This window comes from Janibacter zhangyanbonis (genome assembly GCF_050507325.1).
GTDB lineage: Bacteria > Actinomycetota > Actinomycetes > Actinomycetales > Dermatophilaceae > Janibacter.
This window is the reverse complement of sequence record NZ_CP191481.1, coordinates 3,014,504-3,028,616: the sequence shown is the minus strand read 5'-3', so window position 1 is coordinate 3,028,616 and position 14,113 is coordinate 3,014,504. Positions and strand designations below refer to the sequence as shown.

Below are 14,113 nucleotides of genomic sequence, written 5' to 3'. Positions count from 1 at the left end.
AAAACCCTAGGGTCCTGCGCAGCTGACGGCCCTAGAACCCTGCAAAACCCTAGGGTCTTGCAGGGTTCTGTCATGCCGGGTCGTCGTCAGCGGTGGACCGGCGGCGAAGGGGAGATCAGCGCGCGTCGGCGATGGCGACAGCGTCGGCGATCCGTCGCAGGAGCGTCGAAGGATCGTCCAGGTCGGCCCAGCCCAGTCGCACGAAGACCCACCCTTCGGCCTCGAGTGCTGCCTGCCGAGCCAGCTGGTCCTCCATCACCTCGGGACCGGTGTACTTGCCCTCGCCGTCGAACTCGATGGCGACCTTGTGCTCACGCAGCGCGAAGTCGAGCCGAAAGTTGCGGCCGCGCGCGCTCACCCGCAGTTGGGGCTCGAAGTCCCACGGCCCTTCGCGCAGGATCATCGCGGTCAAGGTTTCGCCGGGTGACTCGTGCTTGCCATCGACGATTTCGAGGGCGGTGCGGGCCCGGGCAATCCCACGGAAGCCGTGTCGAGCCGCCAGTGCCTGTTGGATCTGCTCGGAGGTGCACACCTCGTGGCGGACCGCGTGGTCGGCGGCGACGAGGGCCGCGGACGTGGCCCCGGACAGCGCCGTCCCGACGATCGCGCTCGCGGGGTCGACGACGGGGACGCTCGTGCCCACGAGCGGCACGTGGACGGCCAGTCGCTGCGCCCCCTTCGTCGCGTGCTCGCTGACGCGCACACCCTGCCGGGTTCGGCCGTGGCCGACCCCTTCGGTGGCGATCTCGACGGTGGACAGGTCACACCTGGCGAGCGGCAGCCCGTGGACCAGGGCGGCGGATATACCGGACGCCGCCGCGCTGCCGTCGAGGAGGCGCAGGTTGGCGACCGTCCTGAGGACGTGGAGCTCTTCCTCCGAGGCGTCGACGAGGCAGGAGTACCACCCGCGGGCGACCCGCAAGACGAGCTGGCGCCGGGCCAAGATCGCCAGGTCGTGCCCGGACAGGCGCGCTTCGCGCGCTTCTCTGCTGGTGAAGAGCGGCAGGTCACGCAGGGCGGAGATGTCTCGGTGGCGAGCAGGAGGTCCGGGCATGCCCCCACCGTGGCCGAGCGGCGGCACCCGGCGCCGCCGTTATCCACAGGCCAGGCCTCAACCCTGCAAAACCCTAGGGTCCTGCGGAGTTGGAGTGGCTCAACCCTGCAAGACCCTAGGGTTTTGCGGAGTTGGGATGGGCTGGTTCCGGGGGGCGGTGACGAGGGCGGCGCAGTGGGTCGGAGCCGGTTTGGGCGTCCACCTGCTGAGACGCTAGGTTGGCCCCAGCCAGTGAACTGTGGTTCGGGTCACAAGCCCACCGCAGCCGTTCGGGGCGTCGCAGCCGACGCCCTCGGGGCCGCGGCCGGGTGACCCCCGGGCCGGGCCGAAGGGAGCACATCGTGAGCGACAACGACGTCGCCGGCCAGGCCGGCACCCGAGGACATGTGGCAGGGGCCTTCGAGCCCTCGCCGGAGATGGGGCCGAAGCCGCCATCGCAGATCAGCGGGCACTTCTCCGACGACAACCCCGAGATGGTGCAGTTCGTCGACGCCGAGGGCACCCGCCTCGAGACCAATGCGACCAACGCGCCCTACGCCCAGATCGTCGAGGACATGACGAGCGAGGACGCGCGCACGATCTACCGCGACCTCGTCCTCGTCCGCCGCATCGACGCCGAGGGCTTCGCCCTCCAACGCCAGGGCGAGCTCGGCCTGTGGCCGAGCCTCTTCGGCCAGGAGGCCGCGCAGGTCGGCGCCGGCCGCGCGCTGCGCCCCCACGACTACGCCTTCCCGGGCTACCGCGAGCACGGTGTCGCGTGGTGCCGGGGCGTCGACCCGGTGAGCCTCTTCGGGATGTTCCGCGGGGTCAACCACGGCGGGTGGGACTCCAACGAGAACAACTTCCACCTCTACACGATCGTCATCGGCAACCAGATGCTCCACGCGGTCGGCTACGCCATGGGCATCACGGCCGACGGTGCGATGGGCACCGGCGACCCCGAGCGCGACAGCGCGGTCATGGCCTTCACCGGCGACGGCGGCACCAGCCAGGGCGACTTCAACGAGGCCCTCGTCTTCGCCGCGGTGACCAATGCCCCGGTCGTCTTCTTCGTCCAGAACAACCAGTGGGCGATCTCCGAGCCCAACGACAAGCAGTTCATCATCCCGCCCTACCAGCGTGCCCGCGGCTTCGGCTTCCCCGGCGTGCTCGTCGACGGCAACGACCCGCTCGCGACCTATGCCGTCGCCAAGGACGCGCTCGACAAGGCGCGCAGCGGCCAGGGCCCGACGCTCATCGAGGCCTACACCTACCGGATGGGCGCGCACACGACCTCCGACGACCCGACGAAGTACCGCAGCGACGCCGAGGTCGAGATCTGGAAGCACAAGGACCCGATCAAGCGCATGCGCGGATTCATGGAGGAGCGCGGTCACGCCGACCAGGCCTTCTTCGACGCCGTCGACGTCGAGGCCGGGCAGGTCGCCGAGCGCATCCGCAAGGCCTGCCAGGAGATGCCGGACCCGGAGCTGCCGACGATGTTCGACCACCAGTACACCGAGCCCCACCCCGTCGTCGACGCCGAGCGCGAGGAGTTCCTCGCCTACCACGCCGGCTTCGCCGAGGAAGGAGACCCCCGATGAGCGGCCAGCGCCTCTCCCTCGCCAAGGGCCTCAACGCCGGCCTGCGCAAGGCCATGGACAAGGACCCCAAGGTCGTCCTCATGGGTGAGGACGTCGGCAAGCTCGGCGGCGTCTTCCGCATCACCGAGGGCCTGCAGAAGGACTTCGGCGAGCACCGTGTCCTCGACACCCCGCTCGCGGAGTCGGGCATCGTCGGCACCGCCGTCGGCCTGGCCCTGCGCGGCTACCGGCCCGTCGTCGAGATCCAGTTCGACGGCTTCGTCTACCCGGCCTTCGACCAGATCGTCAGCCAGGTCGCCAAGATGCACGCCCGATCCCTCGGTCACCTCAAGGTGCCGATGGTCATCCGCATCCCCTGCGGTGGTGGCATCGGTGCCGTCGAGCACCACAGCGAGTCCAACGAGGCCTACTTCGCGCACACCGCCGGCCTGCGGGTCGTCTCGTGCAGCAATGCGGCCGACGCCTACTGGATGATCCAGCAGGCGATCGAGACCGACGACCCGGTGATCTTCTTCGAGCCCAAGCGTCGCTACCACGAGCGCGGCGAGACCGAGATCGACGAAGGGGGCGCCCCTGACCTCGGTCTCTACGACGCCCGCGTGGTCCGGGAGGGTCGTGACGCGACCCTCCTGTGCTACGGCCCGATGGTCAAGACCTGCCTGCAGGCGGCCGAGGCCGCGCGCGAGGAGGGCCGCGACCTCGAGGTCGTCGACCTGCGCTCGCTCAGCCCGCTCGACCTGCCGACGATCACCGACTCGGTGAAGAAGACCGGTCGCGCCGTCATCGTCCACGAGGCGCAGACCTTCGCCGGGCTCGGCGCGGAGATCGCCGCCCGGGTCCAGGAGGAGTGCTTCTACCACCTCGAGGCGCCCGTGCTGCGGGTCGGCGGCTACAACATCCCCTACCCGCCCAGCCGCTTCGAGGAGGAGTTCCTCCCGACCCTCGACCGGGTCCTCGACGCCGTCGACCGCTCGCTCGCGCACTGACAGGAGTCACTGTGGCCGTCAAGAAGTTCAACCTGCCCGACCCCGGCGAGGGCCTCACCGAGGCCGAGGTGACGACCTGGAAGGTCAAGGTCGGCGACACCGTCGCCGTCAACGACATCGTCATCGAGGTCGAGACCGCGAAGTCGCTCGTCGAGCTGCCCATCCCCTTCGCCGGCACCGTCGTCGAGCTGCTCGTCGCCGAAGGCGACACCGTCGACGTCGGCGCCCCGATCATCACCGTCGAGGTCGCCGGCTCCGACCCGGAGCCGGCCGCCCCGGCCGGCGGCGAGGCCGAGGAGGCCTCCGGGCCCAACCTCGTCGGCTACGGCGCCAAGGCGGGCAGCACCCGTCGGCGTGCCCGCAAGGGCGGTGCCGACGTGGCCCCCGCTCCGGCGGCCCCCGCCCCCGCGCCCGCTCCGGCCGCCCCCGCGGCACCCCCTTCGGCCCCGGCCCAGCCGCTCACGGGCGCGCAGACCCGCGCCCTGGCCAAGCCGCCGGTGCGCAAGCTGGCCAAGGACCTCGGCGTCGACCTGCAGTCCGTGGCCCCCACGGGCGAAGGGGGGATCGTCACCCGGGCGGATGTCGAGGGCGCGGCCTCGGGGAGTGGTCTCGAGGCTCGTTCCTCGCACCTCGACCAGCGCGAAGAGGTGCGCGTGCCGATCAAGGGCGTGCGCAAGGCGACGGCGGAGGCGATGGTCGCCTCGGCCTTCACCGCACCGCACGTCACCGAGTTCGTCACCGCCGACGTCACCGCGATGATGGAGCTGGTCGACCGGCTCAAGCGGGACCGGGCCTTCGCCGACGTCAAGATCACGCCGCTGCTGCTCGTCGCCAAGGCCTTCTGCCTCGCCCTGCGACGGCACCGCGAGGCCAACGCGAGCTGGGACCAGGGCGCGCAGGAGATCGTGCTGCACCCGCAGGTCAACCTCGGCATCGCCGCGGCCACCCCGCGCGGGCTGCTCGTGCCCAACATCAAGGCCGCCGACCAGCTCTCGCTGCACGACCTGGCCGGTGCCCTCGGCGACCTCGTCGCCACGGCGCGCGACGGGCGCACCCAGCCCGCCGACCTGTCCGGTGGCACGGCGACGATCACCAACGTCGGCGTCTTCGGCGTCGACACCGGCACCCCGATCCTCAACCCCGGCGAGGCGGCGATCCTCGCCTTCGGTGCCGTGCGGCGCATGCCGTGGGTCGTCACCGCGGCCGACGGCAGCGAGTCGATCGAGCCGCGCTGGGTCACCCAGCTCGCGCTCTCCTTCGACCACCGGCTGATCGACGGTGAGCTCGGCTCCAAGCTGCTCGCCGACGTCGCGGCCCTGCTCCACGACCCCGGCACCGCCTTCCTCTGGGCCTGAGGGCACCCCCTTCGACATGCCTGTGGGGCTGCCCCTCCGAGAGGAGGGACAGCCCCACAGGCGTGTCCGGGGTCAGAAGACCATCGGCAGTCCGCCGAGGTACTCCGCCAGGGTGCGGTAGCCGTTGCCCATGCCACCGCCGGTGGCGCCGTACATCAGGCGGCCGGCGCCGGAGGAGGTGACGGCGACGACGTCGTCCTGCTTCGTCGAGGAGGCGTTGAGGTCCCCGGGGGAGACGACCGAGCGATAGGTGTTCCACCCCGTGCTCGTCGCGGTCGTCTGCTTCCAGCTCGTGCCCGTCGAGGTCCAGGTGCGCATCCGGCCGCCGCTGGAGACGCCTCGCATGTCGTCCTTGCCGTCCCCGTTGACGTCGTTCACGAGCATGATGTTGGAGTAGTAGACGGCCGGGCGGCCCATCGCGCGCACCCGTCGCAGGCTGCCCTTGTCGGTCACGTCGTAGAGGTCGACGTAGCCGCCGACCTTGCGCACGAGGATGTCGAGCCGGCCATTGCCGTCGACGTCCCCGCCGGCCGCGATGTCGGTGTAGGAGCCCCAGCCGGTGCCGATCGTCGACAGGGTGCCGAGGGCCCCGCTGCTCGTCGTGCGCATCAGCTGCAGGCGACCGTCGCCGCGACGCACGAGGACGTCGGCGCGACCGTCGCGGTTGACGTCGCCGGCGCTGCCGATCCACGTGGCGTCCGAGAGGCCGGACTTGACGACCTTCTTGGCGCCGACGTTGGTGCCGCTGCTCTTCATGACGTAGACCCGGCCGCTCGCCGACAGGCCCCACAGGTCGGCCTTGCCGTCGCCGTCCCAGTCACCGCGCATCGCGCGCTTCGGGGTGGGCGTGGGGGTCGTCGAGTCGACGAGCTTGCTGCGGTTCTTCCACACGATCCGCGAGACGCCCTCGATCGTCGAGACCTGGGTGCTCATCGCGCCCGGGTTGTCGTGGGTGAGCACGGCGATCGTGTAGTCGGGCGCATAGGACTTGACCCAGCCGATGGAGTTGACGTGCCAGCCGTCGGTGCGCGGCAGCCAGCCGTTCTTCAGCGCGACCGTCCCGGCCGGCGGGCCGGCGGTCACGCCCCAGTCCTGGCTGGAGTTGATCTGGCGCATCAGGCTCAGGCCGTACATCCGGTTGGTCGCGCTGAGCACCGAGGAGGTGCGCGCGTAGTGCTCCATCAGCCTGGCCTGGTCGGCGGCGGTCGTGCTCGTCAGGCCCCAGTGGTTGTAGGGGTCGGCGACGGTGCCGCTCATGCCGAGCCGGTCGGCGCTGCTGTCGATGGCGGCGCGGCCGCCGATGTGGTTGAAGAGCGCCGTCGTCGCGTCGTTGTCGCTGTTGCGGATCATCGGCGAGATCTTCGACTTCTCCCAGCTCGAGAGGGCGCGCCCCTCGGCCTGGGCCTTCATCATCACGGCCGACATGATCTGCACCTTGACGATGCTCGCCGTGACATTGCGCGAGGAGACCTTGGTGTAGGTCCAGGACGTGTTCTTGCCCGGCAGGCGCACGGCCACACCCACGGCGCCCGGCCGCGAGGCGAGGTAGGTGCGCAGCTCGGACTCGAAGGGCAGCGCCGCAGCCGTCGACTGGGCGTCACTCTGCGCGGCGGCGGACTTCGCGGCCGCGGTCGTCGTCGTGTCGACCTCGACGGTGAAGGTCAGCCGGCCGCTCACCTCGCCGTTCGTCGGCGCCTTGACCGCCTGGACGGCGGGCAGCACCTGCGCGATGTCGTCGGCCGTGGTCGTCTCGTCGGCGGTGCACACGGCCCCCTGACCGGTGGGCGCGACCTCGACCTGGTGGCCGCTCGCGTCCTCGCCGGTGAACCCGGGGCGGCCGACGACGGTCAGCGGCCCGCGGGTGATCTCCGCGGTGCCGCCGGAGGCGAGCTCGCCGGTGACGGTGACGGTGTCGGCCCCGATCCCGTCGCAGATGACGTCGATGCCCGTGCTGGTGGGTGCGGCGGGCGCGGCGCCGGCGGACGTGCCGACGAGTGCCCCCGACGTGGTCAGGACGAGCGCGGTGAGTACTGCTCGGCGGTGCGACATGGTGGGTCCCCCCGGTCTGTGGCCAGTGACATCGGTCATCCTGACAGACGCCCCAGCGGCCCGCAGGGTTGCCTCCGGCAGGGGACGAAGGGGGGTCAGCCCCGGTGGCGCGGGTCGTCGGCCACGGCATCGCAGAAGCGGTCGACGTAGCCGATGAAGGCCGCGATGTCCTGCTCGCTCCAGTCGGCGAGCAGCTCGGCGAACCAGGCCTCGCGGTGCTTGACGAGGTCGTCGAGCAGGGCGACGCCCTCGTCGGTGAGGGCCACGAGCTGGGCGCGACCGTCCTCGGGGTCGGGGACCTTGTGCAGCAGGCCGAGAGCCGTCAGGTGGCTCACCTGACGGCTGACGGTCGAGGCGTCGGAGAGGTTGCGCTCGGCGATGTCGCCGACCCGGCTCGGGGACTCGCGCACGGCGACGAGGACCGAGTGGTGGCTCGGCTCGACCGCGGGGTGCACCCGCGGGGCCCGGGCTCGGGTGGCGTGCAGCATCCTCATCATGCGGATGACGCTGGTGCTCAGCTCGGTGGACGACGTGGTCACGGGCACTCCCTTCGATCGTTGTCCCTGACAGGACGCGATGCGGTGGTCCCCGGACTCGTTGCCTAGATTAGAGGGCATGTCTGCACGCCCGGGCGCCACCCGCACCACATCCCTCCCGCTCGGGGTCCTCGGCGTCGTCTCGGTGGTGGTCGTCGTCGCGGCGACGGCCTTCGGCGGCGGGGCCGCGCCGCTCGAGCTCGGCGACCCCGGCGCCTTCGTCCGGTGGGCGCTGCCCGTGCTGCGCGTCGTCCACGACGCGGCGGCGGCGGTGACCGTCGGCGCCCTCGTGCTTGCCGCCTTCCTCGTGCCGGAGACGACCCGCACCTCGCGGCGCGACAGCCTCGCCCGGCTGGCCGGTGGTGCGGCGATCGTGTGGTTCCTCGCCGGCATCGGCCGGATGCTCTGCGACTTCGCCTCGCTCGCGGGGCTCCCGCTCAGCGCGCCGACCTACCTGTCGCAGCTGCTCGCCTTCGTCTGGGAGCTCGACTCGACCCGCACCGCCGTCATCTCCTCGGCGATCGTCGCTGTCGTCGCCGTCTGCGCGCCGCTCGCCCGGAGCAAGGGCGCGCTCGCCTGGCTCTCCGCCGGCTCGGTCCTCGCCCTCCTGCCGCTCGCCCTCGCCGGCCACTCCGCCGCGAGTCTCGACCACATGAGCGGGGTCAACGCGCTGGCCTTCCACCTCGTCTCCGCGACCGTCTGGGTCGGCGGGCTCGTCGCGCTCCTCGTCATCCGCCCAGCGCTCGGCCAGCACCTCGCCGTGACCACCCGGCGCTACTCGAGCATCGCGGGCTGGTGCTACGCACTGCTCGTCGGCTCCGGCGTGCTCGCCACCTGGGTCAACATCGGCGGCCTGTCGGGGCTCGCCTCGCGCTACGGCGTGCTGCTCCTGCTCAAGGCGCTCGCGGTGGTCCTGCTCGGCATCGCCGGCTGGTGGCACCGCCACCGGGTCATCGCCGCCCTGGAGGCCGGTGCGGGGTCCAGCGCCTCGACCTCCGGTGCCCCGACCGGGGGCGGCGCCTTCGTCCGTCTGGCCGTCGGCGAGGTCATCGTCATGGCCACGGCGATGGGTCTGGGTGTTGCCGTCGGCCGCACGCCGACGCCCGAGTCGGCGCAGCTCGCACCCGGCAACTCGATCGTCTACGACCTGTCGGGCTACCCCGACCCGGGGGCGCCGACCTCGACGAGCTGGATCGCCTCGTGGCAGACCGACTGGCTGTGGCTGGCCGTCGCGGTCATCGCGGTCGTCGTCTACGTGCGGTGGGCCCTGCGCCTGCGCGCCCGGGGGGACCACTGGTCGGTGCTGCGCACGATCAGCTGGGTCCTCGGCTGGGCGGTCTTCGTCTACTTCACCTCGGGCGGCCCGGCCGTCTACGGCAAGATCCTCTTTTCCTGGCACATGGTCGAGCACATGGGCGTCGCGATGATCGCGCCGCTGCTGCTCGTCCCCGGCGCCCCGATCACCCTCGCGCTGCGCGCGCTGCCGGCGCGCCGGGACAAGACCCTCGGTCCGCGCGAGGTCATCCTCGCGACGGTCCACTCGAGCTATCTGCGGGTGCTGGCCAACCCCGCCGTCGCGGCGTCGCTCTTCTTCTTCAGCCTGGCGATCTTCTACTACAGCCCGCTCTTCGAGCTGGCGATGGTCACCCACACCGGGCACGTGCTGATGATGCTGCACTTCCTGCTGACCGGGTACATGTTCACGTGGGTGCTCATCGGCGTCGACCCGGGCCCGAAGCGCTGGTCGCCGCTCGCGCTGCTCGTCGTGCTCTTCGCGACGATCAGCTTCCACGCCTTCTTCGGGGTGATCCTCACCCAGTCCACCGAGCTGCTCGCCCCGGGCTTCTTCGGACGGCTCGACCTGCCCTGGATGACCGACCCGGTCGCCGACCAGCGCACCGGAGGCGCCATCGCGTGGGGCGTCGGCGAGGCCCCGACCCTCGTGCTCGCCGTGGCCGTCGCCTGGCAGTGGATGCGCAGCGACGACCGCGAGTCGCGCCGTCGTGACCGGGCTGCCGACCGGGACGGCGACGCCGAGCTCGAGGCCTACAACCGGCACCTCGCCCAGCTCGGTCGCGAGGACTGAGCGAGGGGCCGAAGGGGAGGTCAGCCGCAGCTGGTCCACTCGCCGGTCGCGCTCTTGGCGGCCCAGCCGTTGGAGTTGCCCTTGTAGATGGCGCGGTAGCGGTAGCAGGCGCTCGGCTTCACCGAGGTGTTCCAGTTGTAGTAGCCGAGGCTGTTGGTCCGCGTCGAGCCGGCGTCGAACCAGTAGGAGCCGTAGGCCTGCCGGGCCTGGATGTAGACGCTCACGCCCTTGAGCGGGCGGACCGGGTTGCTCCACAGCTGGGTGACCCGGCCGGTGACCTTGCTGCCGCCGTTGCTCGTCGCCTTGAGCTTGACGCTCGTGCGCACCTTGGTCCCGGGCTTGGCCGTCTGGCGCTCCCAGTTGCTCTGCTTGTAGCTGTACCAGGCATTGCCCGCGTAGACCGCGCGATAGGTCTTGGACCGGTCGGCCGTGAGGCGCACGAGGAAGGCGCCGTTGGAGTTGCTCTCCGGGGTGGCGACGGTACGCCACGTTGTCGAGCCGACGTTGCGGGCCTGGATCGAGATGCGCCGGCCGGTGAGCGGTCGGTAGGTCGAGGCATCGAAGACCTCGCCGACGGTCGTCAGGCTCTCGTTGGTCCCGCTCCACAGCGGCTCCACGGTGAGGTTGAGACCGACGTCGCGCTTCGCGGTCGCCGCGGTGTCGGCGGCCGGCGCCGCGGTCGGGGCGGCGGTGCTGCTCGCCGCGGGGGCGAGCGAGACGGTCAGGGCAGTGGTGGCGGTGAGGATCATCGCGCGGCGGGTGCTCGGGCGCATGGGGGACTCCAGGGGCGAGGCGGTGACATCCATCAGTGACGGGTGGTGCGGGTGTGACGCGTGGCGTCACCTCCGAGTGTGCCCCGTCCCCGGCGCTAGTCTGGGCTGAAACGCCGATCGAAGGGAGTGGGCCCCATGGGTGGCGAAGCCCTGTTCTGGATCTTCATCGTGGTCTTCAGCCTGCTCATGCTCGTGGGCTTCTACCTCGTCGACCGACCCCGTCGCCGCCGCGACGTGCCGACCCGCCTGTCGGTCCGCACCGACCCGGCGGACCCTCGCGGCCGGCACCAGCCGGCCGAGCGGGTCGACATCACCGAGACCGACAGCCGGCTCTGAGCCGGGGACAAGGAGAAACGCACATGTACATCGGAGCCGGCATCTTCCTGCTGCTCGTGGGTCTGGTCATCGTCTTCGCCTACAACGGCGACATGTCCATCGCGGGTCTGGACCTCAACGCCATCGGCTGGATCGCCATCGCCCTGGGCGCCCTGGCGATCATCCTCAGCTTCCTCTTCACCAACCGCCGTCGCGAGACGGTCGTGCGCGACGACCGTCGCTACTGACCGCCCCGGACACGCCCGAAGGGGGCTTCCCGCCAGCTGGCGGGAAGCCCCCTTCGCTCTGGGGTGAATCTCCTTGGGGAGAGGTGACTCAGAAGGCCGTCTCGGGCACGTCCATCAGGGTGTTGTCCGTGGCCTCCGCGATGGCGCGCTCGCCGGCGAGAAGCGGCAGGACGTTCTTGGCGAAGAAGCTCGCCGCGGCGACCTTGCCCGTGTAGAAGTCCTTGTCCTTGCCCTCCGCGCCGGCCTCGAGGGCCTCGGTGGCGACGGCGGCCTGGCGCAGCAGCAGCCAGCCGACGACGAGGTCACCGGCACCGAGCAGCAGACGCGAGGTGTTCTGGCCGACCTTGTAGATGTTGGTGACGTCAGAGCCCTCCTGCTTGGGGTCGGAGGCCATGAGCGCCTGGAACATCGCGCCGAGGATGCCCTGGACGTTCTCCAGGCCCTGGCCGAGCAGCTCGCGCTCGTGCTTGAGCGCGCCGCCCTGCGCGTCGACGTCCTGGGCGAACTCCTGGATCTGCATCGCGATGTGACCCAGCGCCTGGCCGTTGTCACGCACGATCTTGCGGAAGAAGAAGTCCTGGCCCTGGATGGCCGTCGTGCCCTCGTAGAGGGTGTCGATCTTCGCGTCGCGGACGTACTGCTCGATCGGGTACTCCTGCAGGAAGCCGGAGCCACCGAAGGTCTGCAGCGACTCGGTGCCGAGGAGGGTCCATGCCCGCTCGGAGCCCAGGCCCTTGACGATCGGCAGGAGCAGGTCGTTGACCCGGTTGGCCATCGCGGCGGGGGAGTCGTCGGCGATCGCCTCGCTGCCCGTGGCGAGCTGCTCGAGGTCGACGGTGTCCTGCTGGCTCGAGGTGAGCGTGACGAGCGCTCGCAGGCCCTCGGCATAGGCCTTCTGCAGCATGAGGCTGCGGCGCACGTCGGGGTGGTGGGTGATCGTCACGCGCGGGGCGTCCTTGGCCGGCGTCGTCAGGTCGGCGCCCTGGACGCGCTCCTTGGCGTACTCGAGCGCGTTGAGGTAGCCGGTCGAGAGGGTGGCGATGGCCTTGGTGCCGACCATCATCCGGGCGTTCTCGATGACGCGGAACATCTGCGCGATGCCGTCGTGGACGTCGCCGAAGAGGGTGCCGACGGCTGCGTGCTTCTCGCCGAAGGTGACCTCGCAGGTCGTCGAGACCTTCAGGCCCATCTTCTTCTCGACGTTGGTGACGTAGACGCCGTTGCGCTCGCCGAGCTCGCCGGTCTCGAGGTCGACCGCGTACTTGGTGAGGATGAAGAGGCTCAGGCCCTTGGTGCCCGGGCCGGCGCCCTCGGGGCGGGCGAGGACGAAGTGGACGACGTTGTCGGTCATGTCCGACTCGGCCGAGGTGATGAAGCGCTTGACGCCCTCGATGTTCCAGGTGCCGTCACCGTTGTCGGTGGCCTTGGTCCGGCCGGCGCCGACGTCGGAACCGGCGTCGGGCTCGGTGAGCACCATGGTGCAGTGCCAGCCCTTCTCCGCGATCCACTTCGCGAGCTTCTTCTGCTCGTCGTTGCCGAGCAGGAAGAGCAGCTTGGCGAAGGAGTAGCTCGCGCCGAACATGCCGATGGCCGGGTTGGCGCCGAGGACGAGCTCGTTCATCGCCCAGCGCAGCGACGGGGGAGCGACGGTGCCGTCGAGCTCCTCGGGCAGGTCGAGCGACCAGAAGCCGGCGTCCTGGAATGCCTTGTACGACTTCTTGAAGGACTCGGGCATCGCCACGGACGAGGTCTCGGGGTCGAAGACCGGGGGGTTGCGGTCGGCGTCGGCGAAGGACTCGGCGAGCTCGTTCTCGGCCAGACGCGCGTACTCCTTGAGCATCTCGCGCGCGGTGTCGGCGTCGACGGCCTCGTAGGGGCCCTGGCCCAGGATCTCGTCGCGACCGAAGACCTCGAAGAGGTTGAACTCGATGTCGCGCAGGTTGCTCTTGTAGTGACCCATGCAGGCGTCTCCTGGTCGTGTCGTGCGCCGGGCCTGCCCGACGCTGGGGACAAGACAGTAAGCAAGCGCTTACTGTCCATTCGGTTCATCCTCTCCCCGGTGCGCTTGCTGGGGCAAGCAAATGGCGGGTGACCTGACGCACAACGCGGCTCACCCCCTTCGCCACGACGAAGGGGGTGAGCTCACCTGCCGAGGTGGCCGGCTCAGCGCACGGAGTCGTGCCAGGCCAGGGCCGCGTCGAGCTGGTCGCGCATCTGGGCCGGCCGCGGCGGCGAGTGCCCCTGCGCGAAGTCGTCGAAGACGAGGGAGAAGCGGGGCCCGTCGGCGGCGTCGGGGTCGACGCCCGCGGCGCGCAGGAAGGGGCGCACGTGGTCCTCGAGGTGCCCCGGGTCGCCGCTGTTGTGCACGAGACGCACGAAGGCATCGGGCTGGTCCGGTCCGGCCGCCCACCGGTGGGTGAGGTCGACGCGGTCGCGGTGCGCGGCCTCGACCGAGTCCATGTCGGCGTGTTCGGGGAAGAGCCGGGTGCGGAAGATCTTCACCGGCATGTGCTCGTAGCGGGAGACGCGGGTCTGCGGGGAGAAGGAGACCGCGAGCGACGCCGGCGTTCGGGCCGCGAGGGCCAGCGAGGCGTAGCCGCCACCGCTGCTGCCGGTGAAGACGGTGCGGGCCGTGCCGAGGCGACCGGCGAGCGCGGCGACCTCGTCGGCGAGGCGCGCGGTGACGTCGTGCTCCTGTGGCCCGATGTACCAGGCCAGCGGGATCGCCTGGTCGACCGCGAGCGACGGGTCGGAGACGAAGAGGAGGTTCTCGGGGCGGTCGCGCAGCGTGCGCAGCCACTCGAAGCGCGGCAGGGTCGTGTCCTTGCGCACGAGGGCGCCGTGGAGCACGACGACCAGGTCGGGGTGGTCGCGCCGCAGCAGGAGGGTCTCGACCGTCAGTCGCGGGTCGTCCGGGTGGGTCAGCCGGGTCAGCTGCCGCTCTCCGGCCTCCGGCAGCGGCGCCTCGGCGAAGCTCGCGGCCTCGACGATCGACGCCTCGGTGCGCTCGTCCCACTCGGTGCTCATCCGGTCATCCAAACATCCCGCGGGGCCTCTGTGCACCCACGACGACGAAGGGGGAGTCGGTGCCGGCGAGCCGCTGACCGTGGGTTAGCATGTCGCCTGCG

General features: G+C 70.9%; 12 protein-coding genes. 6 read left to right on the top strand and 6 right to left on the bottom strand.

Features of this window, described 5'->3' with window-relative positions; translation table 11 throughout:
* Positions 1-115: 115 nt before the first annotated feature.
* Complete coding sequence (locus ACQBJO_RS14910; protein WP_421008829.1) at positions 116-1,054, bottom strand: endonuclease domain-containing protein; 939 nt, start codon at positions 1,052-1,054, stop codon at positions 116-118.
* 341 nt (positions 1,055-1,395) lie between these two features.
* Here ACQBJO_RS14910 and pdhA point away from each other — a divergent pair, with 341 nt between their 5' ends.
* The 3 genes from pdhA to ACQBJO_RS14895 are packed head-to-tail and all read left to right on the top strand — an operon-like array spanning position 1,396 to position 4,978.
* Positions 1,396-2,637 (top strand): pyruvate dehydrogenase (acetyl-transferring) E1 component subunit alpha, encoded by a 1,242-nt coding sequence (gene pdhA / locus ACQBJO_RS14905; RefSeq protein ID WP_421008828.1) that lies wholly within the window; start codon positions 1,396-1,398, stop codon positions 2,635-2,637.
* Positions 2,634-3,623, top strand: a complete 990-nt coding sequence (locus ACQBJO_RS14900; protein ID WP_072625654.1) for an alpha-ketoacid dehydrogenase subunit beta — start codon at positions 2,634-2,636, stop codon at positions 3,621-3,623. Before pdhA ends, ACQBJO_RS14900 begins: the two co-directional genes overlap by 4 nt.
* 11 nt (positions 3,624-3,634) lie before the next feature.
* The gene (locus tag ACQBJO_RS14895) at positions 3,635-4,978 is read left to right on the top strand and encodes a dihydrolipoamide acetyltransferase family protein (protein ID WP_421008827.1); all 1,344 of its coding nucleotides are present in this window, start codon (positions 3,635-3,637) and stop codon (positions 4,976-4,978) included.
* Positions 4,979-5,050: 72 nt separating this feature from the next.
* Here ACQBJO_RS14895 and ACQBJO_RS14890 read toward each other — a convergent pair whose 3' ends face one another.
* Entirely contained in the window at positions 5,051-7,027 is a 1,977-nt protein-coding gene (locus ACQBJO_RS14890; protein WP_421008826.1) for an FG-GAP-like repeat-containing protein, read from the bottom strand.
* A 95-nt stretch (positions 7,028-7,122) separates the two neighbouring features.
* The gene (locus ACQBJO_RS14885) at positions 7,123-7,566 is read right to left on the bottom strand and encodes a MarR family winged helix-turn-helix transcriptional regulator (protein ID WP_255184477.1); all 444 of its coding nucleotides are present in this window, start codon (positions 7,564-7,566) and stop codon (positions 7,123-7,125) included.
* A 76-nt stretch (positions 7,567-7,642) separates the two neighbouring features.
* On the opposite strand from ACQBJO_RS14885, the gene ACQBJO_RS14880 reads away from it, so the two are divergent.
* A complete protein-coding gene (locus tag ACQBJO_RS14880; RefSeq protein ID WP_421008825.1) occupies positions 7,643-9,649 on the top strand; it encodes a cytochrome c oxidase assembly protein in 2,007 nt (668 codons plus the stop codon).
* A gap of 20 nt (positions 9,650-9,669) precedes the next feature.
* On the opposite strand, the gene ACQBJO_RS14875 is transcribed toward ACQBJO_RS14880, so the two are convergent.
* Positions 9,670-10,422 (bottom strand): hypothetical protein, encoded by a 753-nt coding sequence (locus ACQBJO_RS14875; protein ID WP_421008824.1) that lies wholly within the window; start codon positions 10,420-10,422, stop codon positions 9,670-9,672.
* A 135-nt stretch (positions 10,423-10,557) separates the two neighbouring features.
* Here ACQBJO_RS14875 and ACQBJO_RS14870 point away from each other — a divergent pair, with 135 nt between their 5' ends.
* Positions 10,558-10,758 (top strand): hypothetical protein, encoded by a 201-nt coding sequence (locus tag ACQBJO_RS14870; RefSeq protein ID WP_255184474.1) that lies wholly within the window; start codon positions 10,558-10,560, stop codon positions 10,756-10,758.
* Positions 10,759-10,781: 23 nt separating this feature from the next.
* Positions 10,782-10,985, top strand: coding sequence for a DUF6458 family protein (locus ACQBJO_RS14865; RefSeq protein ID WP_255184473.1), 204 nt, complete (start codon positions 10,782-10,784; stop codon positions 10,983-10,985).
* Positions 10,986-11,073: 88 nt separating this feature from the next.
* Here ACQBJO_RS14865 and ACQBJO_RS14860 read toward each other — a convergent pair whose 3' ends face one another.
* Both ACQBJO_RS14860 and ACQBJO_RS14855 read right to left on the bottom strand, forming a co-directional pair.
* Complete coding sequence (locus tag ACQBJO_RS14860) at positions 11,074-12,945, bottom strand: acyl-CoA dehydrogenase (RefSeq protein ID WP_421008823.1); 1,872 nt, start codon at positions 12,943-12,945, stop codon at positions 11,074-11,076.
* A 203-nt stretch (positions 12,946-13,148) separates the two neighbouring features.
* A complete protein-coding gene (locus ACQBJO_RS14855) occupies positions 13,149-14,012 on the bottom strand; it encodes a hypothetical protein (protein ID WP_421008822.1) in 864 nt (287 codons plus the stop codon).
* Positions 14,013-14,113: the final 101 nt, after the last annotated feature.

Excerpts from the sequence above, each read along its gene's own strand:
- ACQBJO_RS14865 (WP_255184473.1), top strand. The coding sequence starts at position 10,782 with ATGTACATCGGAGCCGGCATCTTCCTGCTGCTCGTGGGTCTGGTCATC.
- ACQBJO_RS14860 (WP_421008823.1), bottom strand. The coding sequence starts at position 12,945 with ATGGGTCACTACAAGAGCAACCTGCGCGACATCGAGTTCAACCTCTTC.
- ACQBJO_RS14875 (WP_421008824.1), bottom strand. The coding sequence starts at position 10,422 with ATGCGCCCGAGCACCCGCCGCGCGATGATCCTCACCGCCACCACTGCC.
- ACQBJO_RS14855 (WP_421008822.1), bottom strand. The coding sequence starts at position 14,012 with ATGAGCACCGAGTGGGACGAGCGCACCGAGGCGTCGATCGTCGAGGCC.
- ACQBJO_RS14900 (WP_072625654.1), top strand. The coding sequence starts at position 2,634 with ATGAGCGGCCAGCGCCTCTCCCTCGCCAAGGGCCTCAACGCCGGCCTG.
- ACQBJO_RS14890 (WP_421008826.1), bottom strand. The coding sequence starts at position 7,027 with ATGTCGCACCGCCGAGCAGTACTCACCGCGCTCGTCCTGACCACGTCG.
- ACQBJO_RS14880 (WP_421008825.1), top strand. The coding sequence starts at position 7,643 with ATGTCTGCACGCCCGGGCGCCACCCGCACCACATCCCTCCCGCTCGGG.
- ACQBJO_RS14870 (WP_255184474.1), top strand. The coding sequence starts at position 10,558 with ATGGGTGGCGAAGCCCTGTTCTGGATCTTCATCGTGGTCTTCAGCCTG.
- ACQBJO_RS14910 (WP_421008829.1), bottom strand. The coding sequence starts at position 1,054 with ATGCCCGGACCTCCTGCTCGCCACCGAGACATCTCCGCCCTGCGTGAC.